We start from the raw sequence: 21,375 nt of genomic DNA, 5'->3' as shown, positions 1-21,375 counted from the left end.
TTTATAAACCGTTTTTTTATTCCTTTTAGCTGAAGCCGTTTTGCTGAAAATATTAGCCTGATACCGTATAAATTTTGCTAATTTAGCCCGCCAAGATCTAGCTTTATTCCTCGTGCTTTATTATATTAGCGTACAAATGTAAACTAAAATAAAAATGAATAAAGGGATTGTATGAATCGGTCAGAATTAGACTTTCATTTTGTGAATCGAGTGCGTCAGCAGGCAAAAATGCTGAACCAAGCCACCGCTTTGCGCCATAAAGTTAATGGCGGTTGGGTTGATATTTCATGGGAAGAGTTTCAATTTCAGATTGATCGGGTTTCGCTTGCTTTGCTTGCCCATGGTATTGATGTACAAGATAAAATCGGCATTTTTGCGCACAATATGCCGCAATGGACGATTGCCGATCTCGGCGCGTTGCAAATTCGCGCCGTCACCGTACCTATTTATGCCACAAATACGGCTAAGCAGGCCGAATTCATTATTAATAATGCGGAAATTAAAATTCTGTTTGTGGGAGAACAAGAGCAATTAGATACTATTTTAGAAATTAAGAATAATTGCCCGACACTTGAAAAAATCATCCTGATGAAATCTACGGCGGAATTCAGTCCTAATGAATCTCTATTAAGTTGGCACTCATTTATGGGAAAAAGCGCCGATACGGATCCTAATCGGTTACTTGAACGTTTAAATGACGCGCGGTTAACGGATTTATTTACATTAATCTATACCTCGGGTACTACCGGCGATCCTAAAGGTGTGATGCTTGATTTTTCCAACCTTGCCCACCAGTTGAAATCCCATGATTTGGCGCTGCCGGATGTGGTGGGGCGTGAAGACGTCTCGCTATCGTTTTTGCCGCTTTCGCATATTTTTGAACGGGCGTGGGTCGCCTATGTGCTGCATCGCGGTGCGGTGGTGTGTTATCTGGAAAGTACCAATGAAGTGCGCAATGCTTTAACGGAGCTTAAACCTTCGTTAATGTGTGCGGTGCCTCGCTTGTATGAAAAAATGTATAGCGCCATTCAGGATAAAGTCATTCATGCGCCTTTGCACCGCCGAATGCTGTTCCAATGGGCAATCAACCAGGGGCAAAAATTCGCACATACGCAAAAATCCACTTGGCGTCATAAAATTGCCGATAAATTGGTCTTATCGAAATTAAGAAATCTGTTAGGCGGCAATATAAAAATGATGCCTTGCGGCGGGGCGAAGCTTGAAGGCAAAATCGGGGAATTTTTCCATGCTATCGGCATCAACGTAAAACTGGGTTACGGTATGACGGAAACCACGGCGACGGTTTCCTGCTGGGCGGATAAACATTTCAACGCCGCTTCAATCGGGCGACTTATGCCGAATGCCGAGGTAAAAATCGGAGAGAATAATGAGATTTTAGTGCGCGGCGGCATGGTGATGAAAGGTTATTACAATAATTCTGCCGAAACGGCTAAAGCTTTTACCGAAGACGGTTTCTTCAAAACGGGCGATGCCGGCGAATTTGATGAAAATGGCAACCTTTATATTACGGATCGTATTAAAGAGTTAATGAAAACTTCCAACGGCAAATATATTGCGCCTCAATATATTGAAGGCAAATTGGGCAAAGATAAATTTATCGAACAAATCGCCGTTATTGCCGATGCCAAAAAATACGTATCTGCGTTAATCGTCCCTTCTTTTGAAGCGTTGGAAGACTATGCGAAGCAGTTGAATATTAAATATCAGGATCGTTTGGAATTAATCAAACATTCCGAAATTATTAAGCTGTTTGAAAAACGTCTTGAGGAATTGCAGCAAGAACTCGCTCATTTTGAGCAGGTGAAAAAATTTACCCTTTTGCCGCAGGCTTTCAGTATCAAGATGGAAGAAATTACGCCGACCTTAAAGTTGCGCCGTAAAGTGATTTTAGAGCGTTATCGCCGGCAGATTGAAGCCATGTATAGTTAATATTAAAAGCAGCCCGCCGCCTTGGCGGGCTTAAATATTCGGGCGTTTGATTATCGACGGTGGACGTTTTAACCGGCTCGCCATAAAATATAACCTAACAAGTAACATAAGGACGGATTATGGCAAAAAAACCAGGCAAAGCGGATGAAAAGGACGAAGATGTCACCCGTTTGGACAAATGGCTTTGGGCGGCACGTTTTTATAAAACCCGCACTATCGCAAAAGAAATGATCGACGGCGGTAAAGTGCATTATAACGGGCAACGTACCAAACCGAATAAAACCGTAGAAATCGGCGCTACCATTAAATTACGCCAAGGCAATGATGAAAAAGAGATAAAAGTGACCGCACTTTCCACTCAACGCCGGGGCGCGCCGCAGGCGCAATTGCTGTATGCGGAAACCGAACAAAGCATTGAAAACAGAGAAAAAAATGCATTAGCGCGGAAAATGAACGCCATGCCTCATCCTGATCATCGGCCGAATAAAAAAGAGCGACGGGATTTAATCAAATTTAAAAATCAAGGCTAAAAAGTGCGGTCATTTTTTTCGGAGTTTTGCAATATATTGAAATTCCGATAATTATCCCAATATAGCAACAATATTCGAACGGCGGACAATTCGGTTCGCTTGAGCAAACAAGGAAAATTATGAATTATATGCAAGATAACGACAAACTCTACCGCTATTTATTCCAGGACAGAGCGGTGCGCGGCGAGTGGGTTCGTTTAAATCAAACCTTTATCGATACGTTAAATACGCATCATTACCCGAATGTGGTGCGTAACCTGTTAGGCGAAATGATGGTGGCAACCAATTTACTGACGGCAACCCTAAAATTTAACGGCGATATTACCGTACAGATTCAGGGCGACGGCCCGCTGCGCTTGGCGTTGGTAAACGGCAATCACCGGCAGCAAATTCGTGCGTTGGCGCGTATCGACGGCGAAATCCGCGATGATATGAGTTTGCATCAATTGATCGGCAAAGGCGTATTGGTGATTACTATCGCACCGCAAGAAGGCGAACGTTATCAAGGTATTATTGCTTTGGATAAGCCGACCGTCACCGAATGCCTGGAAGAATATTTCCAACGATCCGAACAGTTGCAAACCCAATTATTAATTCGCGTGGGCGAATATGAAGGAAAACCCGTAGCCGCCGGTATGTTATTGCAGATTATGCCGGACGGTTCAGGTTCGCCGGATGATTTCGACCATTTGGCAACCTTAACGGCGACGGTAAAAGACGAAGAAATTTTCGGTTTGCCGGCGGAAGAACTGCTTTATCGTCTATATCATGAAGAAACCGTTGAATTATATGAACCGCAAGCTATACAGTTCCATTGCGGTTGCTCGCAGGAACGTTCCGGTTCGGCATTGTTATTAATTAATGACGATGAAATCGATGAGATTCTGGAAGAGCATAACGGCAGCATTGATATGCAATGCGAATGTTGCGGAACCCATTATTTTTTCAATAAAGAAGCCATTGAAAAACTGAAAAAAAGCGGCGAAGAACCGGTAACTACCCATTAATGGTAATAAAAAAGTGGAATTAAAAAATTCCACTTTTTTGCTTTTTGCTGCCTATATTAGAAACTTCTTGTTCCTAACTGGAAGATAACCACTTCAGCCTGGCAGCTGAATTCAAAGCTTGCCGTTAATTTATAACCGCCGTCCACCGGGGTAATTTCACTGCTGATTTTGCAAGGTTCGCTTTCTATGTCGCGTGCCTTTGCGGTTAAAGCAGCTAAACCTTGTTCGGCTTCTTCTTTGCCGGCAAATACTTTTTCAATTTTTGCTTCAAGTTCGTCGTTATTTAAAATTGAACCGACGTCAAAAGTGTTGCAACCTACGCATTCAATGGGTTTGTCTGATTTCATCATAGTTCCTCAAGTTAATTGAATTTGGCTTTACTTTAATACTAAATGCCTTTTTGATCAATGTTGAGGAGAAAAGTCCCGTGTAAAAAGGACAAAATTTAGTTAAAATTAAACAAATTTTCACCGCACTTTGCGTGCATATTTATCAGGAAAATTATGAATATTCTAGTTATTGGGCCTTCCTGGGTCGGCGATATGATGATGTCGCACAGTTTGTATCAAACCCTTAAAAAACAATATCCCGATTGCGCAATTGATGTGCTGGCCCCTAATTGGTGCAAGCCTTTATTGGCGAGAATGCCGGAAGTGCGCCGGGCGTTAACCATGCCTATCGGTCATGGTGCGTTTAATCTTACCGAGCGTTTTCGTATCGGAAAATCTTTGCGTAATCAATATGATATGGCGATTGTGTTACCTAATTCGCTGAAATCCGCCTTTATTCCGTTGTTTGCCAAAATTGCCGTCCGCCGGGGCTGGAAAGGGGAAAGCCGTTATTTCTTTTTGAACGATTTGCGTTCCAATAAAAATGATTATCCGATGATGGTACAACGCTACGCAGCCCTGGGTTATGAAAAAAGTGCGGTGCCTGATGCACAGAATTTACCGATTCCGACCCCTTACTTAACGGTGGAAAAAAGTGCGGTGGAAAAAACTAAAGAAAAATTCAGCGCACAGCTTGCCTTAGCTGAAAACCGGCCTGCTATCGGATTTTGCCCGGGTGCAGAGTTTGGGCCGGCTAAAAGATACCCGCATTATCATTATGCGAAACTTGCCGAAATGTTAATTGAAAAAGGCTATTCCGTTCGTTTGTTCGGATCGGCAAAAGATAATGAAGTATGCCAACAAATCCGTGGCGGTTTACCGGAATCGCTGCAAGCCTATTGTGTGGATTTGAGCGGTCAGACGGAATTAAACCAAGCGGTGGATTTAATTAGCGATTGTGTGGCGATGGTGACGAATGACAGCGGATTAATGCATATTGCCGCCGCGCTGAAGCGGCCGCTTGTCGCTCTTTACGGACCGACCAGCCCGCAATATACGCCGCCGTTGTCGGATAAGGCGGTAATTATCCGCCTGATTGAAGGCGGGCTGATAAAAATCCGTAAAGGTGCCGACAGCGCGGAAGGGTACCATCAAAGCCTGATTGATATTCAGCCGGAAATGGTGATGGAAAAATTAGCCCAATTGTTAAATTAAGATAACTTTCGTAAACAGAATTTTATTTGTCGGCGCTATTTTGTTGATGGAAATCGCCCTTTGTTTAGTGCGTTATTCGGATAAATTAAAGAATTTTTAATGGTAAAAATGAAAGTCCTCATTGTAAAAACCTCCTCCATGGGAGATGTTCTCCACACTTTGCCGGCGCTCACCGACGCGCAGAAAGCATTGCCCGATGTTCGCTTCGATTGGGTGGTGGAAGAAAATTTTGCCGAAATTCCCCATTGGCATTGCGCAGTAGATAAAGTGATTCCGGTGGCGATTCGTCGTTGGCGCAAGCAGCCTTTTTCCGCAGAAACAAAAAATCAATGGAAAAATTACCGCACTTTTTTACAGACGGAACAATATGATGCGGTGATTGATGCGCAGGGTTTATTAAAAAGCGCGCTATTGGTTACCCGCCCGGCCCGGGGTGAAAAATACGGTTATAGTTTTTCCTGTGCAAGAGAAGGGCTTGCCGCTTTTTTTTATGATCATAAATTTAATATTCCTTACCAACAGCATGCGGTGGAACGCATTCGCCGCCTGTTTGCGCAGAGTCTGAGTTATGCTTTGCCGGATGAAAAAGGCGATTATGGTATTGCCAGTCATTTTCGGCACGCCGCCAAAGCAATAGATAATCCCTATATTATGTTTATTCACGCGACCACCAGAGCCGATAAGTTTTGGATAAACGCCGAATGGACAAAGCTCGCCCGGCTGTTAGCGGCAAAAGGCTACCATATTCACTTGCCTTGGGGAAACGAACGGGAATACGAGCAAGCGCAACAGATTGCCCAAAATATCCCTCAGGTGAAAATCCTGCCGAAACTTTCCCTTTCGGCGCTCGCCGAAGAAATAGCACAAAGCAGTGCCGTGGTTTCCGTCGATACGGGGCTCGCCCACCTAACCGCCGCTTTGGATATCCCCAACATCACTCTCTACGGCGCAACAGACCCTAAATTAATCGGTACATACGGCAAAAACCAACATCACCTAACAAAAGAAACAATGCGCGCAATCAGCGCAGAAGAAGTGTTTGAGAGATTTTTTGGTGTTGTTTAAAAAAGGTAAAGAGGAATCCGTATAGCTAAATGTTTTCAGACGGCTTTTTAAAATTCAAAGTAAAATTGCATTGATTGCCTTAGCTGAAATAGGTACCAATTTCAACCGTTCAACCAATTTTGGGGGCGATAACACTGGATTCCTACTTAAGAATGATATTAAAAAGCTTGTAATCCTGGTATCCCAACATGATAAAAAAACAGAAAAACCGACCGCACTTTTGAGTAAGTAGGGCCGGTAAGAATCGAAGGGACGAATGTAGTTGGAACAATTCTAAACGATTATTTTTTACGATCCGCTTCAATAGAGGCGTTGATTTTTTTCAGCCAATCATCGCCGTTTTTCTCAACATAAGGTTTCTCAACTAACGGGCGCATTTTGGCTTTAAACGGCGTAGTGTCCACTTCGTTAACTAACATCCCTTTGTTTTTCATATCATCGATGAATTTAGCGGCATTTTCATTTGAGAACTGACGCATTTTAACCGCGCCCGCGTAAGAAGCTTTCAGTAAAATATCCTGAGTTTCTTTCGGTAATGCGTTAAATTTCTCCAGATTCATCACCTGAATCAACGGGCCGTACATATGTTGGGTTAAAGATAAATATTTTTGAACTTCATAGAATTTACCGGTGTAAATCGGCGCAATCGGATGCTCCTGCGCATCTAATTCACCGCTTTTCAATTTACCGTAAATTTCACCGTAAGGCAGCGGTTCCGGTTTTGCGCCGACGCCTTGCCATAAATCAACATGAACCTGGTTGGCCGGCATAACCCGGATTTTTAAACCGACCAGATCTTCCGGTGTATTAATCGGTTTTACATTACTGGTGACCGAACGGATACCGTTTTCCCAGAAGGACAGGCCTTTAAGATTAGCTGGTTCCAATGTTGCCAGTATTTCTTTACCGAAATCGCTGTCCAATACTTTGTAAGCCTGTTCTACGGAATCAAATAAGTACGGAATATCAAACACATTTAGGCGTGGTTCTATTGAAGAATATAGCCCGGCACCGCCTTGGAAAATATCCAATTCGCCTTTTTTGACCATCTCGATCATCTGAGGCCCGGTGCCTAATTGCTGATCGGGAAAGAACTCAATCGCAATTTTTCCTTTGGAAAGCTCATCGGCCACCTTTGCCATTTCCTTCGCGCCGACGCCTTGCGGACTCTCGATAGAAGGTTCAAGACCCAGGCGTAATGTCATTTCCGCTTTTGCCAGCACCGAGTTACTAAAAACACTTTTAAGTTTCATAGGATACCTCTTGGATAATTTTTGACAAAAATATGTTTAAATAATAGCCAATATGAATGGTATTGCACTAATTGTTCTAGTACAACGGTTTCTCCCGCCAATCGGAACGTATTTTTCATTATTGAGGCAAATGTCTCATAATGAAAAAATGAATTGAACTATATCGCTTTTTTGTAAGGGTAAGGTTGTCGAGTATTTTTGAAAGTAGCGCCATAGACATATGTAGAAATCTATTGGCGTCCGAAGGGATTATAAGCCTTACCGGTTTTAAGGTGCGGGTTGGTAGCAGGATGGGATAAATCCCGCCCGATAAATGTTACGCCCTTTGTTAAACCGGGACGAAGAGCGGGAATAATATTGTTTTTAGTGGAAAAACTCTACAATTCGTCCAATCGCCAGATCCATTAATTGCGGGTTGGAGAAGGGGTGGTCGGCGCCTTCTACGGCAATTAATTCGATGACGTTATTTTCGGCGAAAGTTTGGGATGTGGCGATGTCCACTATTTCATCGGCAGTGCCGTGGAGAATCAGCATGTCGTCGGCGTAGTCCAAATAGTCGTATTGCTGAATATCGCCTTGTTCCAGTTCGTCCAGGAATTCTTTACCGATTTTCATTTTTCGTTCAAAACCAAGCATGATTTCTTTTCCTTTCGCGACTTTATGGCGTTCGTCGTCAGTCATATTGGCTGTAAGTGTGTGAAACATTTGGATTGCCGGCGCTCTGAGAGCGATTTTTCGGAACGGATTTTCCCGCTCGGCGATATATTTCAGCGTTAGATAGCCACCAAAGCTGGTGGCGTAGGCATAGAGGTTTTGGGCGTTAAGTTTTTCTTTGGCGTAATTGACGACCAATTGAATGTAGGTGAGGCATTCCGCTACGGATAATTTTTTACGGGCGTCTGCGCCGTGGCAAGGCAGATCGAAAGCGATGGCGCCATAGTTTTTGTATTTTGTGATTAAGCGCTCGCCGAATTTGGCATTGGATTTTACTTCTTTAGATGAGCCGAAACCGTGTAAAATCAATACGATATTTTCAATGCTGTGTACATCTTTTTCGTAAAATAGCTTGCATCGTACGCTCAAGCCCTGTTCATTAATATCAAATAGTTTTTCCATTAGATTGCGTTCTCTTTTTATCTAAATTCTACAAAAATCGGAAAATTTTACCGCACTTTAGGCTTTCGTTGTTTTACTTTTCCCGCCAAGAGCCGATTAATATTTGTCGCCGTTTTTCGGATAGCCGGATAATGAGGTCGTAATCTTTTATAAGGCGATTAAGCGAGAGTTGCCTATAAGTCAGGTAAAAGTGCGGTAAAATTTCGGGGATTTTTACCGCACTTTTTAAGATATTTCCAATTCGGAAATGATCAGGGTAAATTATAAAGCGATGGATTTATATAAATCCGGGTCTTTGCCGTCTAAATAGTGCATGGATTGAATGCGGCGGATAGTGTGGGATTGTCCGCGAATCATCAGGGTTTCCGTTGTTGCGAAGTTGCCTTTAATCTGGATGCCTTTTAATAAATCGCCGTTTGTAATGCCCGTTGCTACGAACACCAAATTATCATCATGAGCCAGTTCGTTTAATGATAAAACCTGGTTCACCGCCACGCCCATTTCCTGACAACGGCGCATTTCTTCTTGTGCGATTTGTTGATTTTCCGGCGTATCGTCTTTCACTTCGTTACGAGGTAATAAGCGCGCCTGCATATCTCCGCCTAAGGCCCGTACCGCCGCTGCGGTAATCACACCTTCGGGCGCACCGCCGATACCGTACAGCACGTCCGCTTCCGCATCCGGCAGGCACACTTGCACGGAAGCAGCGACATCACCGTCCGGAATAGCTAATACTTTTGCTCCAAGTGATTGAATTTGTTTAATAATTTCATTATGACGGGGTTTTGCCAGCACCATGACGACCAGTTCCGACATCAGTTTCCCTTTTCTTGATGCTACCCGACGCAGATTTTGTTCGATAGGTAAATTTAAATCAATCATGCCTTTTGCTTCGGCGGAAACCACTAATTTTTCCATATACATATCCGGCGCTTTTAAGAAGGTATTTTTTCCGCCGGCGGCAAGTACCGCCAATGCACCGGATTGCCCCATGGCGGTCATTCTGGTGCCGTCAATGGGATCTACCGCGATAGATACTTGTTCGCCCATGCCGGAACCTACTTTTTCACCGATATAGAGCATTGGCGCGTCGTCAATTTCGCCTTCGCCAATCACAATTTCGCCGTCCATATGAATACGATTCAACATATAACGCATGGCTTTTACCGCTGCTTCATCCGCCGCGTTTTTATCGCCGCGACCAATCCAACTGTGAGCGGAAATTGCCGCCGCTTCAGTTACTCTTGAAAACTCAATGGATAATGATCTGTTCATCTGTTTAATCCTTTATTAATTAACGAAATTGCTATTTATTTTAGCATTCGGCAAACGATTGCGATATAAAATTGTCTGAATACTTGTAAAAATTGAACAAATATACAGGAAATTTTTATTTCACCCTTTAATCTCAAGGCGATTCTAAGGTAGAATAACGTCATATTTTATACAATATTCAGAAGAGGAATTTTTCATGTCTTTAGAAATTTTAGACCAACTAGAAGGTAAAATTAAGCAAGCGGTTGAAACTATTCAATTACTTCAATTAGAAGTGGAAGAGTTAAAAGAAAAAAATCAACAAGCGCAACAAGCGAATGACGAATTACGTAGTGAAAACGAACAGCTTAAAGGCGAACATAACAATTGGCAGGAACGTTTGCGTTCGTTATTAGGTCAGATCGACAACGTTTAATTGCAATTTTTAAGAAAATAAAAGCTGAATCCCAAAGGTTCAGCTTTTTTATGGATATTCATTAAGCCAATTGATAGGCGTATTTGGCTAAACCGAAGGCGATTAACCACATCACACTTCCGATTACAAAATCTAAAATGCGCCAGGTAATCGGGCGTTTGAATAATGGAATGAGCAGTCTGGCGCCGTAGCCTAAACTGAAAAACCATAAAAATGACGTGCAAAGTGCGCCGCATAAAAACAGGATTTTCTGATCCGGTGTCAATGTACCTGCGATACCGCCGATAATTGCAAAGCAATCCAAATAAACATGCGGATTCAGTAAGGTGATGGCAAGGGTAGCCAGTACCGCCTTCCAGGCGGACGATGTATTATCTTGACGTTGGCTTTGTATTTCTAAGCTGGAATTGCCTAAGTAAGCCGAGCGAAACGCTCTTGCGCCGTAAACCGTTAAAAATAAGGCGCCGACAATGCCCAGCGCCACCGTTGCCTCCCGACTTTCGCTGATTAAACTGCCTAAGCCTAAAACACCAAGAGAAATCAATACGATATCGCAGATAAAACAGGTGAGAATCACGGCTAAAATATGATTTTTTAGTAATCCCTGTTTTAATACAAAGGCATTTTGTGCGCCAATGGCAATAATTAATCCGCCGCAAACTAAAAAGCCGTGGATAAAGGTTTCCATTCTATTGCTCCGAAAATATAATTTAATAACTGATGTTGGCAGGCTAAATTAAAAAATTTTGTTTTTTTGACCGCACTTTTCATCAAAATTATAACGCCGCAACGAAATTCGGCAGCCAGTTTTCCGCGCATTGCTCGTGATCATCCGTCGTTAATACGTCAATCCGCAGGGAATCGCAAAGCCGTGCGGCGCCTTGCGCGGTGAGTGCGTTTTCCACTTTATCCACCGCATGGCAGAAGGTATCGTAATCGGAATTGCCTAAACCCACCACAGCGAACCGCACTTGGGTTAAATCTTCAGTGTTAATTTGCCGAATGAACGGTTTTAAGTTGTCCGGCAAATCGCCCGCGCCGTGAGTTGAGGTTACAATCAGCCACAAACTTTGTTCCGCTACATCGGTGAATGCCGCATTATTCTCAACCTGTACGGAAAATCCCCGATTTTCTAATAATTCTGCTAAATGATCCGCCACATATTCCGCACCGCCAAGGGTACTGCCCGTGATAATAGCGATTGATTTTTCCATAACGTTTTCTCAAACTGATGTATAAAAAAGGGCGTACGCTGTACGCCCCAGTTATAACTTAATAATTAAATATCTAAATTTGCGCGTAACGCATTGCTTTCGATGAAATCGCGACGAGGCTCGACTTCGTCACCCATTAAGGTGGTGAAGAGCTGGTCTGCCGCCACCGCGTCTTTAATGGTTACTTTCAGCATATGACGGGCATCCGGATCCATAGTGGTTTCCCAAAGTTGTTCCGGATTCATTTCGCCTAACCCTTTATAACGCTGAACAGTTAACCCTTTACGGGATTCTTTCACAAACCATTCGATCGCCTGTTCAAAGGAGCTTATTTCAAGTTTACCGTTGCCTCGGGTAACGTATGCGCCGTCTTCCAATAGACCTTTTAATTGATTACCCAGTTTGACGATACGGGCGTATTCATTGCCTGTCGCGAATTGGTAATTCAACGTATAATTGGTATCCACGCCGTGGGTGCGAACCGTTAAAATAATATCGTTGACCTGGCGTTCCGTATCATATTGAAGCCGGAACGAATAGCTATTGCCTTGCGTATCTTTTTCCGTTAAGACGGCAATTAAATTTTTTGTCCATTCTTCCGTTGCACCCGTATCTTTCATTAACTCTGTGGTCAATTGCGGATAATAAATTAATTCTTTTAACAGGGCTTCAGGATAACGACGGTGTAAACGTTCGATCATTTGATGCGTGTTATTATAATCCGCCACCAGTTTTTCCAACGGCAAGCCTGTCATTGCCGGCGCATTCGCATTTACGTAAAGCGCCGCGTCTTCCAGGGCAATCGCCAATTCGTATTGGGTCATTGCCGGCTCGTCTTTGATATATTGCTCCTGTTTGCCTTTTTTCACTTTATACAGCGGCGGCTGCGCAATATACACATATCCTCGCTCAATGATTTCCGGCATTTGGCGATAGAAGAAGGTTAATAAAAGGGTGCGGATATGTGAACCGTCCACATCCGCATCGGTCATGATAATCACTTTGTGATAGCGCATTTTATCCGGGTTATATTCGTCGCGACCGATCCCGCAACCAAGCGCGGTAATTAAGGTACCGACTTCTTGCGAGGAAAGCATTTTGTCGAAACGCGCTTTTTCCACATTTAGGATTTTCCCTTTTAACGGCAAAATTGCCTGGTTTTTACGGTTGCGGCCCTGTTTGGCAGAACCGCCCGCGGAGTCCCCTTCCACTAAGTATAATTCGGAAAATGCCGGATCACGTTCCTGACAGTCTGCCAGTTTACCCGGCAACCCCGCGATATCCAACGCACCTTTACGGCGGGTCATTTCGCGTGCTTTGCGCGCCGCTTCTCGGGCACGCGCCGCGTCAACGATTTTGGTGGCAATGATTTTGGCGTCGTTCGGATTTTCTTCCAGATATTCCTGCAGGCGTTCGTTCATCGCCGATTCCACCGCACCTTTTACTTCGGATGAAACCAGTTTGTCTTTTGTTTGTGACGAGAATTTCGGGTCAGGCACTTTAACGGAAATTACCGCGACTAAACCCTCACGAGCGTCATCTCCGGAGGTTTCGACTTTATCTTTATCGTTTTTGCCTTTTTTGTTTAAACCCGCTTTATCCATGTAGCTGTTTAAAGTACGGGTTAACGCGCCCCTGAAACCGGCCAAATGGGTACCGCCGTCGCGCTGCGGAATATTATTGGTAAAGCAGTAAATGTTTTCGTTATAACCGTCATTCCATTGCAATGCGACTTCAACGCCGATCCCTTCTTTTTCAATAGAAAAATAAAAGGGTTTCGGATGAATGGTCGTTTTGTTCTGATTCAAATATTCTACAAACGCCTGAATACCGCCTTCGTAATGGAAGTGGTCGTTTGCGCCGTCTCGTTCATCAAATAATTTAATTGAAACGCCCGAATTTAAGAATGACAGTTCACGTAAACGTTTTTTTAATATTTCATACTCAAAAACGGTGTTAGAGAAGATTGTCGGACTTGGCCAAAAACGAACGGTTGTCCCTGTTTTATCGGTTTCACCGATATTTTTTAATTGTTCATTCGGTTCGCCAAGGCTATAGAATTGTTCGTAAACGTGCCCTTGACGACGAATGGTTAACTGTAATTTATCGGAAAGCGCATTAACGACGGATACGCCCACGCCGTGCAAACCGCCCGATACTTTATAAGAGTTATCGTCGAATTTACCGCCGGCATGTAATACGGTCATAATAACCTGTGCCGCCGAAACGCCTTCTTCCGGATGAATATCGACAGGAATACCGCGGCCGTCATCTTGTACGGATACCGAGTTATCTTCGTGAATGGTGACGATAATGTCTTTACAATACCCCGCCAACGCTTCATCAATGGCGTTATCCACAACCTCAAACACCATATGGTGCAAGCCCGTGCCGTCATCCGTATCACCAATGTACATACCCGGACGTTTACGTACCGCATCTAATCCCTTTAAGACTTTAATGCTACTTGCGCCATAATTTTCTTGTGTATTTTCTGACATAGTATTTCTCTGTTTTATTCATGAAAAAATTGTTCGAATTATAGCAAATTATTGGCTGAATAGCACGTTTTAATAGCGATAAGGATATTGGGAGCCAATCATAAATAATTACTGCTTTGCGGTTATGAATTAAAGTTCGAAGAGATTCTAGGGTTTTATTATTTGAAGTATCTTTAATCCGATTCGGAAAAAATCTATTATAGTGTTTCCAGTTGTTAGTTATTTATCTATTATTTTGATGATAAAGGAATTTATGATGAACATAACCAAAATCACCGCTCGGCAATTACAAGAGAAACTTGCTCAAGGTGCGTTATTAATTGATATTCGTGATGCCGATGAATACTCGCATGAATGTATTGAACAGGCGGTTTCCCAACCTTTAACCGGTTTAAAACCGGAAATCTGCAACAACTCGCCTTGTGTGATTTTTCATTGCCAATCCGGTATGCGTACTCAGGCGAATATGGCGTTATTAGCGAAAGCCTCTGCCGCCGCAGCGGAGGTGTATATTTTAGACGGCGGTTTAAATGCCTGGAAAAAAGCAGGTTTTGCCACGGTCGTGAATAAAGCGCAACCTCTTCCTTTAATGCGCCAGGTACAAATTGCCGCAGGAAGTTTGGTGTTATTGGGGGTTATTTTGGGTTACTCGGTTTCCCCTTGGTGTTTTTTATTAAGCGGATTTGTCGGTGCCGGATTGATTTTTGCCGGCGTCTCGGGTTTTTGCGGTATGGCTGTATTGTTATCGAAATGCCCGTGGAATAAATAGAGTCCGCAGGTATTATCGGCACAATTATTAGATTATTTATGTTACTCGGTTAAATCATTTAAAGTGCCGAAGCCCTGACAGATCTTTACAGAGATTTTATTTCAACCGCTCGCCTTTCGTTGATAATTTTTGTACAATGAGCAACTTTTTCTTACAGGCTGCTCATTGAATAAAAGAGCAGCCTCTTTACTTCCGTTATTGTGAGATATTTTATGAGTTATTCAGCACCGAATATTGGTTTTGTGAGTTTAGGCTGTCCTAAAAATCTAGTGGATTCCGAACGTATTTTGACCGAGTTACGTACCGACGGTTACAACATTATTCCGACTTATGAAAATGCGGATTTAGTTATTGTCAATACCTGCGGTTTTATTGACAGTGCGGTACAAGAATCTTTAGAAGCGATCGGTGAAGCGCTGGAAGAAAACGGTAAAGTGATAGTGACGGGCTGTTTAGGGGCAAAAGAAAACCAAATTCGTGAGGTGCATCCGAAAGTTTTGGAAATCACCGGTCCTCATAGTTATGAAGCGGTGATGGAACACGTGCATAAATACGTGCCGCGACCCGAACGCAACCCATACACCAGTTTGGTGCCTGCGCAAGGGGTGAAATTAACGCCGAAACATTATGCCTATTTAAAAATTTCGGAAGGTTGCGATCACAAGTGTACATTCTGTATTATTCCTTCCTTGCGCGGCGATTTGGATAGTCGTCCGATTACTCAAGTGTTAGACGAAGCGAAACGCCTGGTGGATTCGGGTGTGAAAGAATTGTTGGTGGTGTCGCAGGATACTTCCGCATACGCGCTGGATCAAAGCAAAGAAAATCAGAATAAAACCGTTTTCTGGAATGGTGCGCCGATCAAAAATAATTTAATCACCTTGTGTCGACAGTTAGGTACGCTAGGTGCCTGGATTCGCTTGCATTACGTTTATCCTTATCCGCATGTGGACGATCTGATTCCCTTAATGGCGGAAGGTAAAATTCTGCCTTATCTGGATATTCCGCTTCAACACGCCAGCCCGAAAGTATTAAAAGCGATGAAGCGCCCCGGTTCGGTAGAGCGTGTGTTGGAACGCATTCAAAAATGGCGTGAAATTTGCCCCGAATTAACTCTGCGTTCAACCTTTATCGTAGGCTTCCCGGGCGAAACGGAAGAAGATTTCCAAATGTTGTTAGACTTCTTACAAGAAGCGCAGTTAGACCGCGTGGGCTGTTTTAAATTCAGCCCGGTGGAAGGCGCGGTTGCCACCGATATGGCGGATCAGGTGCCGGAAGAGGTAAAAGAACAGCGTTTCCAACGTTTTATGGAGCTGCAGCAACAAATCTCCGCGCAACGTTTACAGCAAAAAATCGGAAAAACATTGCCGGTTATTATTGATGATATTGACGAAGACGGCATTATCGGCCGTTCAATGGCGGATGCGCCGGAAATTGACGGCGTGGTTTATGTTGATAATCGGAGTGAAAGCGCGGTGAAAATCGGGGATATTATTCAGGTCGCTATTACCAATGCGGACGAATACGATCTGTGGGGAACTTGTTAAAAAACGATGGGGCTTGTTATTCTTGGGGTAACAAGCCTTAATTTGAATTTAGGGAGAGGTTATGTCTGAAAATAAAACTCAAGTAAATCCTAGCGTTGAGCGTTTTGAACAAGCGGTGGCGGATAAATCCTACGAATCGGCTTGTACGGAACTGCTAAGTATTCTGGGCAAACTGGACAGCAATTTTGGCAACATCAATGATATTGAATTTCAAATGCCAAAACAGTTGGCGGAGGCGAATTTACAGCAGGATAAAATAGTTTATTTTTGTACCCGCATGGCAACGGCAATTACAACTTTGTTCAGCGACAAAGAGTTAAATATTTCGGAATCCGGTGCGCAGCGTTTCTTTTTATTTCAACGCTGGATGTCGTTAATCTTCGCCAGTTCTCCTTATATCAATGCGGATCACGTATTACAGGTGTATAACCAAAATCCTGATCGTATTTCGTCGGAAGTTCATTTAGAAGCCAACAGATCGGCATTATTAAAATTCTGTATTCTCTATTTTCCTGAATCCAATCTGAATATTAATTTGGATACATTATGGAATGTAGATGCGAATATCTGCGTTTCCCTTTGTTTTGCTCTGCAATCGCCGCGTTTTATCGGTACCGCAACGGCCTTTTCCAAACGGGCGTTAATTTTGCAATGGCTGCCGGAAAAATTGGCGCAGCTGCCGAATTTAAATAATGTACCGAGCAGTATTACTCATGATGTGTATATGCATTGCAGTTATGATGTGGCGGAAAATAAACATTGGGTGAAAAACGCCCTAAACCAAGTGATTCGCCGCCATGTTTTAGAAGCAGGTTTGCAGGATCGCGATGTGAAAAAATTGGGTTATCGTAACGGCAAGCCGGTTATGGTGGTATTGCTTGAACATTTCCATGCCGCCCATTCGATTTATCGGACTCATTCCACATCAATGATTGCCGCCCGCGAACATTTTTATTTAATCGGCTTGGGTAATGAATCCGTGGATCAAAAAGGTCGCGAGGTTTTTGATGAATTTCATGAGGTCGCCGGCAATAATCTGATTGAGAAATTAGCCTTTTTGCGCAATCTTTGTGAAGAAAACGGTGCGGCGGTATTCTATATGCCGAGTATCGGCATGGATTTATTACCTATTTTTGCCAGCAATATACGTTATGCGCCGATTCAGGTTATCGCTTTAGGACATCCGGCGACAACCCATTCTCCGTTTATTGACTATGTGATTGTGGAAGACGATTACGTGGGTTCGGAGCAATGTTTCAGCGAGAAATTGTTGCGTTTGCCGAAAGACGCCCTGCCTTATGTGCCTTCCGCATTGGCGCCGGAAAAAGTCGATTATAATCTGCGTGAAAACCCGGACGTGGTCAATATAGGCATTGCTTCGACCACTATGAAGTTAAATCCTTATTTCTTAGAAGCGTTAAAAGCCATTCGTGACCGGGCTAAAGTTAAAGTGCATTTTCATTTTGCTTTAGGTCAATCGCAAGGAATTACGCATCCTTACGTGGAACGTTTTGTTAAAACTTATCTCGGTGATTCGGCCACGGCGCATCCGCATTCGCCATACCACCAATATCTCGAAATCTTACGTGGCTGCGATATGATGGTAAACCCGTTCCCGTTCGGCAATACCAACGGCATTATCGATATGGTTACTCTGGGGCTGGTGGGCGTGTGTAAAACCGGACCTGAAGTGCACGAACATATCGATGAAGGGCTGTTCAAACGTCTTGGGCTGCCGGAATGGCTGATCGCCAATACGGTCGACGAATATGTTGAGCGGGCGATTCGTCTGGCGGAAAATCATCGGGAGCGTTTAGCCTTACGCCGTCATATTATTGAAAATAACGGTCTGAAAACGCTGTTTACCGGTGATCCGCGACCAATGGGCACTGTCTTACTGGCGAAGTTAAAAGAATGGGCAAGCGAAAATCAGGTACAACTTGAGATCGCCGAATAAATAACGGGAAAAGTGCGGTAGAAAAATCTCGTTTTTTGTGACTTCAATATTTCTTAATTAAGGCTTGTAGCAGTAACATTACAAGCCTTATTTTTGTTTACGCCTTGTCAGCGCTTGTTTATTAGCGTCGCCCGCATATGATCGTAACCCCAGTTAAAAAAATAGCCGTACAGCATAATTGTGATGGAAATCCCGACATCCATCAAAAAGGCGGTAAACCAATCCACCGCTAAAAAATAAGCGATAACGGGAATGGTAAAAATTAATAAGCCCGTTTCAAATGCGACGGTATGAAATAAACGTAATTTTGCCGTGCGGTATTGCTTTGGAAAGGTGAAAAATTTATCAAAAATCCAGTTAAAAATCATATTCCAAACCATGGCGATAAAGGAAATCAGAATCATAGAGGCGGATTCGACCATTCCCGATTTGCCGGTAGTCAGCCAAATAAATAAAACGGAAAGGATAATTGCGCCGGCTTCAAACAAAACGGCATGAAATAAGCGTTCTTTAACGGTCATCATATAGCCTGCAAACGAAATAACGGATTAAAAATCCGGAAAAAAAGACCGCACTTTTAAAAGTGCGGTGCAAATCAGAGTAATTTTTTCAACTGATACAAATAAGCCAGCGCCTGTTTCGGACTGAGATCGTCGGGGTCAAGCTGAGCCAGCATTTCAAGGGCGGCATTTTTGCCGTCTTCTTCTTCCATCAGATTCAGTTCGCCCTGATTTTGGTTTATGGTGCGCAAATCCTGTAATTTTTGATCCGCACTTTGCTGCGATAATTTTTCTAAATTCGCTAATTTCTGTTTTGCCAGTTTTACTACATTTTTTGGTACACCTGCCAGTGCGGCAACCGCCAAACCGTAGCTTTTGCTAGCCGCTCCGTCTTGTACGGCGTGCATAAAAGCAATGCTGTCACCGTGCTCCAAAGCGTCTAAATGCACGTTTGCGGTCCCCGCAAGTTGCTCCGGTAACACGGTTAATTCGAAATAATGGGTGGCGAACAAAGTTAAAGAACGCAGTTTTTTGGCTAACCATTCCGCACAGGCCCAGGCGAGCGACAAACCGTCATAGGTTGAAGTTCCCCGCCCGATTTCATCAATTAACACTAAACTGTTTGCGCCGGCCTGGTGCAGAATATTTGCCATCTCCGTCATTTCCACCATAAAGGTTGAGCGGCCCGAAGCCAAATCGTCGGAGGCGCCGATACGGGTGAATATGCGATCAATAGGGCCTATCAAAGCGCTTTCCGCCGGCACGAAACTGCCGATATAGGCCATTAACGTAATGAGAGCGGTTTGCCGCATATAGGTGCTCTTACCGCCCATATTCGGACCGGTAATAATCAATAAATGGCGCTGCTGATTTAAATCTACCGGATTGGCAATAAAGGGTTCTTTTAACACTTGCTCTACAACAGGATGACGACCGTTTTCGATTTTAACCCCGATTTCATCGCTGAAATCCGGCGCAACATAATTCAGGGTTTCCGCCCGTTCCGCCAGATTCGTTAATACGTCCAGTGCCGATAAGGTCAAACTCGCCAGTTGTAATGCGCCCAAGTGCGGTAACAATCGGTCGAAAAGTGCGTCATAGAGTTGTTTTTCCAGAGCAAGCGAAGCGCCTTTTGCCTTTAATACTTTATCTTCATAGGTTTTTAATTCGGGAATAATAAAACGTTCCGCGTTTTTTAAGGTTTGCCGCCGAACGTAATGAATCGGCGCTTTATGAGCCTGCCCCTGGCTGATTTGAATATAATAACCGTGTACGGCATTAAAACCGACTTTCAGCGTATCAATACCGGTGGATTCGCGTTCGCGGATTTCCAAATCTTCTAAATATTTAGTGGCGCCGTCAGACAGCGCCCGCCATTCGTCCAACTCCGCATTATAACCTTCGGCAATTACGCCGCCGTCACGGATGAGTAACGGCGGATTGTCGATAATCGCCTGCTGCAATAATGCAAAAAGTTCGTCAAAATCGCCGATTTGCTGAAAAAGTGCGGTAAATTTTGGCGAATTTTTGAGAATGTCTTTAATTGTCGGAATTTGTTCCAGCGCCGTACGTAAACGGGTTAAATCGCGGGGGCGGGCCGTACGTAACGCTACGCGGGCGAGAATACGTTCCATATCGCCGACTTGCTGCAAGTAAGGTTGTAGCTCGCCGATTAAATCCAATTGGATAATTTCACTAATGATTTGCTGGCGTTGCCGTAATTTCTGTATATGGCGGATAGGCTGATGAATCCAGCGTTTCAACAAGCGGCTGCCCATGGGGGTAACGCATTTATCAAGCACGGATGCCAATGTGTTTTCCGTACCGCCGGCCAGATTTTGAGTCAATTCCAGATTACGTCGGGTTGCCGCATCCAACTGAATATTTTCGTTATTCTGAATTAATGTAATGCTCTGAATATGAGGCAATGCGGTGCGCTGGGTTTCTTTCGCATATTGTAGTAAACAACCTGCCGCGCACAAGCCTAAAATCGCTTTTTCAACCCCGAAACCGCGTAAATCTTTTGTGCCGAACTGACGGTTAAGCAACTGTACCGCCGTACTTAATTCGAATTCCCAAATCGGGCGCCGGCGTAAGCCTTTGTAATGTTCAATAAGTTGCATATCCGCAAAGTCTTCGCAGTAGAGCAATTCGGCGGGCGCAAGGCGCTGTAATTCGGCTTTCAGGCTCTCCGCATTTTCCGGCTCGCTGATTTGGAAGCGACCGGAGGTCATATCTAAGGTCGCCAGCCCGAATTTATCTTTTTCCTGATAAACGGCGACGATTAAGTTGTCTTGTCGTTCCGGCAGCAGATTTTCATCACTGACGGTACCGGGCGTAACAATTCGAACGATTTTGCGTTCTACCGGACCTTTGCTGAGCGCCGGATCGCCGATTTGTTCGCAAATAGCCACCGATTCGCCCAATTGAACCAGCTTAGCGAGATAACCTTCCACCGCATGATAAGGCACGCCTGCCATAGGAATCGGCTGTCCGGCGGACTGACCCCGTTTGGTCAGGGAAATATCCAGCAATGCCGCCGCTTTTTTTGCGTCGTCATAAAAAAGCTCATAAAAATCCCCCATTCGATAGAATAACAAAATATCCGGATTTTCCGCTTTTAAGGCGAGATATTGGCGCATCATGGGCGTATGTTGCTCGAGATTTTCCATTACGTTCACTCAGTTGGTTAATTAGCTTGACGGGTTATTATACTGAATTGCATGGCGGAT

At 43.9% G+C, this 21,375-nt stretch carries 18 protein-coding genes and 1 pseudogene; 10 read left to right on the top strand and 9 right to left on the bottom strand.

The window, feature by feature from the left end:
- Positions 1 to 228 precede the first annotated feature (228 nt).
- The 3 genes from MS_RS10295 to hslO all read left to right on the top strand — a co-directional run bounded on the left by MS_RS10295 (position 229) and on the right by hslO (position 3,487).
- Entirely contained in the window at positions 229 to 1,950 is a 1,722-nt protein-coding gene (locus tag MS_RS10295; RefSeq protein ID WP_406714291.1) for an AMP-dependent synthetase/ligase, read from the top strand.
- A gap of 119 nt (positions 1,951 to 2,069) precedes the next feature.
- Positions 2,070 to 2,480, top strand: coding sequence for a ribosome-associated heat shock protein Hsp15 (gene hslR, locus MS_RS10290; protein WP_011201415.1), 411 nt, complete (start codon positions 2,070 to 2,072; stop codon positions 2,478 to 2,480).
- A 119-nt stretch (positions 2,481 to 2,599) separates the two neighbouring features.
- The gene (gene hslO, locus MS_RS10285) at positions 2,600 to 3,487 is read left to right on the top strand and encodes an Hsp33 family molecular chaperone HslO (protein ID WP_011201413.1); all 888 of its coding nucleotides are present in this window, start codon (positions 2,600 to 2,602) and stop codon (positions 3,485 to 3,487) included.
- A gap of 56 nt (positions 3,488 to 3,543) precedes the next feature.
- Here the strand turns inward: hslO and MS_RS10280 are convergent, their stop codons facing one another.
- Entirely contained in the window at positions 3,544 to 3,834 is a 291-nt protein-coding gene (locus MS_RS10280) for a YfcZ/YiiS family protein (RefSeq protein WP_041640095.1), read from the bottom strand.
- 156 nt (positions 3,835 to 3,990) lie between these two features.
- Between MS_RS10280 and waaF the strand changes: the two genes are divergently transcribed.
- From waaF to rfaC, 3 genes and pseudogenes are all read left to right on the top strand, one after another.
- Positions 3,991 to 5,031, top strand: a complete 1,041-nt coding sequence (gene waaF / locus MS_RS10275) for a lipopolysaccharide heptosyltransferase II (RefSeq protein WP_011201411.1) — start codon at positions 3,991 to 3,993, stop codon at positions 5,029 to 5,031.
- A gap of 10 nt (positions 5,032 to 5,041) precedes the next feature.
- Positions 5,042 to 5,131 (top strand): annotated as a pseudogene (locus tag MS_RS11110) (phosphate-starvation-inducible protein PsiE); the annotation flags it as partial.
- A gap of 8 nt (positions 5,132 to 5,139) precedes the next feature.
- The gene (gene rfaC / locus MS_RS10270; protein ID WP_041640278.1) at positions 5,140 to 6,096 is read left to right on the top strand and encodes a lipopolysaccharide heptosyltransferase RfaC; all 957 of its coding nucleotides are present in this window, start codon (positions 5,140 to 5,142) and stop codon (positions 6,094 to 6,096) included.
- Between the two features lie 281 nt (positions 6,097 to 6,377).
- On the opposite strand, the gene MS_RS10265 is transcribed toward rfaC, so the two are convergent.
- The 3 genes from MS_RS10265 to glpX all read right to left on the bottom strand — a co-directional run bounded on the left by MS_RS10265 (position 6,378) and on the right by glpX (position 9,740).
- Positions 6,378 to 7,349: a TRAP transporter substrate-binding protein gene (locus MS_RS10265; RefSeq protein WP_011201408.1), complete on the bottom strand. Its 972-nt coding sequence runs from the start codon at positions 7,347 to 7,349 to the stop codon at positions 6,378 to 6,380.
- 363 nt (positions 7,350 to 7,712) lie between these two features.
- Positions 7,713 to 8,465, bottom strand: coding sequence for an alpha/beta hydrolase (locus MS_RS10260; protein ID WP_011201406.1), 753 nt, complete (start codon positions 8,463 to 8,465; stop codon positions 7,713 to 7,715).
- Positions 8,466 to 8,726: 261 nt separating this feature from the next.
- A complete protein-coding gene (gene glpX, locus MS_RS10255; RefSeq protein ID WP_011201405.1) occupies positions 8,727 to 9,740 on the bottom strand; it encodes a class II fructose-bisphosphatase in 1,014 nt (337 codons plus the stop codon).
- Positions 9,741 to 9,936: 196 nt separating this feature from the next.
- Here glpX and zapB point away from each other — a divergent pair, with 196 nt between their 5' ends.
- Entirely contained in the window at positions 9,937 to 10,155 is a 219-nt protein-coding gene (zapB, locus tag MS_RS10250) for a cell division protein ZapB (RefSeq protein ID WP_011201404.1), read from the top strand.
- 61 nt (positions 10,156 to 10,216) lie between these two features.
- Here the strand turns inward: zapB and MS_RS10245 are convergent, their stop codons facing one another.
- From MS_RS10245 to gyrB, 3 genes are all read right to left on the bottom strand, one after another.
- The gene (locus tag MS_RS10245) at positions 10,217 to 10,843 is read right to left on the bottom strand and encodes a LysE/ArgO family amino acid transporter (protein WP_011201403.1); all 627 of its coding nucleotides are present in this window, start codon (positions 10,841 to 10,843) and stop codon (positions 10,217 to 10,219) included.
- Between the two features lie 88 nt (positions 10,844 to 10,931).
- The gene (mioC, locus tag MS_RS10240; RefSeq protein ID WP_011201401.1) at positions 10,932 to 11,369 is read right to left on the bottom strand and encodes an FMN-binding protein MioC; all 438 of its coding nucleotides are present in this window, start codon (positions 11,367 to 11,369) and stop codon (positions 10,932 to 10,934) included.
- A gap of 65 nt (positions 11,370 to 11,434) precedes the next feature.
- Positions 11,435 to 13,870 carry a DNA topoisomerase (ATP-hydrolyzing) subunit B gene (gyrB, locus tag MS_RS10235; RefSeq protein WP_011201400.1) on the bottom strand — a complete coding sequence of 812 codons (2,436 nt, stop codon included), beginning with the start codon at positions 13,868 to 13,870 and terminating at the stop codon, positions 11,435 to 11,437.
- Between the two features lie 256 nt (positions 13,871 to 14,126).
- Between gyrB and MS_RS10230 the strand changes: the two genes are divergently transcribed.
- The 3 genes from MS_RS10230 (at position 14,127) to MS_RS10220 (ending at position 18,143) form a co-directional block, all read left to right on the top strand.
- On the top strand, positions 14,127 to 14,639 hold the full coding sequence (locus MS_RS10230; RefSeq protein WP_041640093.1) for a rhodanese family protein: 513 nt from the start codon (positions 14,127 to 14,129) through the stop codon (positions 14,637 to 14,639).
- A gap of 212 nt (positions 14,640 to 14,851) precedes the next feature.
- A complete protein-coding gene (gene rimO / locus MS_RS10225; RefSeq protein ID WP_041640091.1) occupies positions 14,852 to 16,186 on the top strand; it encodes a 30S ribosomal protein S12 methylthiotransferase RimO in 1,335 nt (444 codons plus the stop codon).
- 61 nt (positions 16,187 to 16,247) lie between these two features.
- Complete coding sequence (locus MS_RS10220) at positions 16,248 to 18,143, top strand: UDP-glucose:protein N-beta-glucosyltransferase (RefSeq protein WP_011201397.1); 1,896 nt, start codon at positions 16,248 to 16,250, stop codon at positions 18,141 to 18,143.
- 107 nt (positions 18,144 to 18,250) lie between these two features.
- Here MS_RS10220 and MS_RS10215 read toward each other — a convergent pair whose 3' ends face one another.
- A complete protein-coding gene (locus MS_RS10215) occupies positions 18,251 to 18,667 on the bottom strand; it encodes a PACE efflux transporter (RefSeq protein WP_011201396.1) in 417 nt (138 codons plus the stop codon).
- A 71-nt stretch (positions 18,668 to 18,738) separates the two neighbouring features.
- Entirely contained in the window at positions 18,739 to 21,315 is a 2,577-nt protein-coding gene (mutS, locus tag MS_RS10210; protein WP_041640088.1) for a DNA mismatch repair protein MutS, read from the bottom strand.
- Positions 21,316 to 21,375: the final 60 nt, after the last annotated feature.

This window comes from [Mannheimia] succiniciproducens MBEL55E (assembly GCF_000007745.1).
GTDB lineage: Bacteria > Pseudomonadota > Gammaproteobacteria > Enterobacterales > Pasteurellaceae > Basfia > Basfia succiniciproducens.
This window is presented reverse-complemented; position numbering and strand designations above follow the sequence as displayed.

Coding starts and splice junctions, on each gene's coding strand:
- MS_RS10295 (WP_406714291.1), top strand. CDS start 229: ATGCTGAACCAAGCCACCGCTTTGCGCCATAAAGTTAATGGCGGTTGG.
- hslR (WP_011201415.1), top strand. CDS start 2,070: ATGGCAAAAAAACCAGGCAAAGCGGATGAAAAGGACGAAGATGTCACC.
- hslO (WP_011201413.1), top strand. CDS start 2,600: ATGAATTATATGCAAGATAACGACAAACTCTACCGCTATTTATTCCAG.
- MS_RS10280 (WP_041640095.1), bottom strand. CDS start 3,834: ATGAAATCAGACAAACCCATTGAATGCGTAGGTTGCAACACTTTTGAC.
- waaF (WP_011201411.1), top strand. CDS start 3,991: ATGAATATTCTAGTTATTGGGCCTTCCTGGGTCGGCGATATGATGATG.
- rfaC (WP_041640278.1), top strand. CDS start 5,140: ATGAAAGTCCTCATTGTAAAAACCTCCTCCATGGGAGATGTTCTCCAC.
- MS_RS10265 (WP_011201408.1), bottom strand. CDS start 7,349: ATGAAACTTAAAAGTGTTTTTAGTAACTCGGTGCTGGCAAAAGCGGAA.
- MS_RS10260 (WP_011201406.1), bottom strand. CDS start 8,465: ATGGAAAAACTATTTGATATTAATGAACAGGGCTTGAGCGTACGATGC.
- glpX (WP_011201405.1), bottom strand. CDS start 9,740: ATGAACAGATCATTATCCATTGAGTTTTCAAGAGTAACTGAAGCGGCG.
- zapB (WP_011201404.1), top strand. CDS start 9,937: ATGTCTTTAGAAATTTTAGACCAACTAGAAGGTAAAATTAAGCAAGCG.
- MS_RS10245 (WP_011201403.1), bottom strand. CDS start 10,843: ATGGAAACCTTTATCCACGGCTTTTTAGTTTGCGGCGGATTAATTATT.
- mioC (WP_011201401.1), bottom strand. CDS start 11,369: ATGGAAAAATCAATCGCTATTATCACGGGCAGTACCCTTGGCGGTGCG.
- gyrB (WP_011201400.1), bottom strand. CDS start 13,870: ATGTCAGAAAATACACAAGAAAATTATGGCGCAAGTAGCATTAAAGTC.
- MS_RS10230 (WP_041640093.1), top strand. CDS start 14,127: ATGAACATAACCAAAATCACCGCTCGGCAATTACAAGAGAAACTTGCT.
- rimO (WP_041640091.1), top strand. CDS start 14,852: ATGAGTTATTCAGCACCGAATATTGGTTTTGTGAGTTTAGGCTGTCCT.
- MS_RS10220 (WP_011201397.1), top strand. CDS start 16,248: ATGTCTGAAAATAAAACTCAAGTAAATCCTAGCGTTGAGCGTTTTGAA.
- MS_RS10215 (WP_011201396.1), bottom strand. CDS start 18,667: ATGATGACCGTTAAAGAACGCTTATTTCATGCCGTTTTGTTTGAAGCC.
- mutS (WP_041640088.1), bottom strand. CDS start 21,315: ATGGAAAATCTCGAGCAACATACGCCCATGATGCGCCAATATCTCGCC.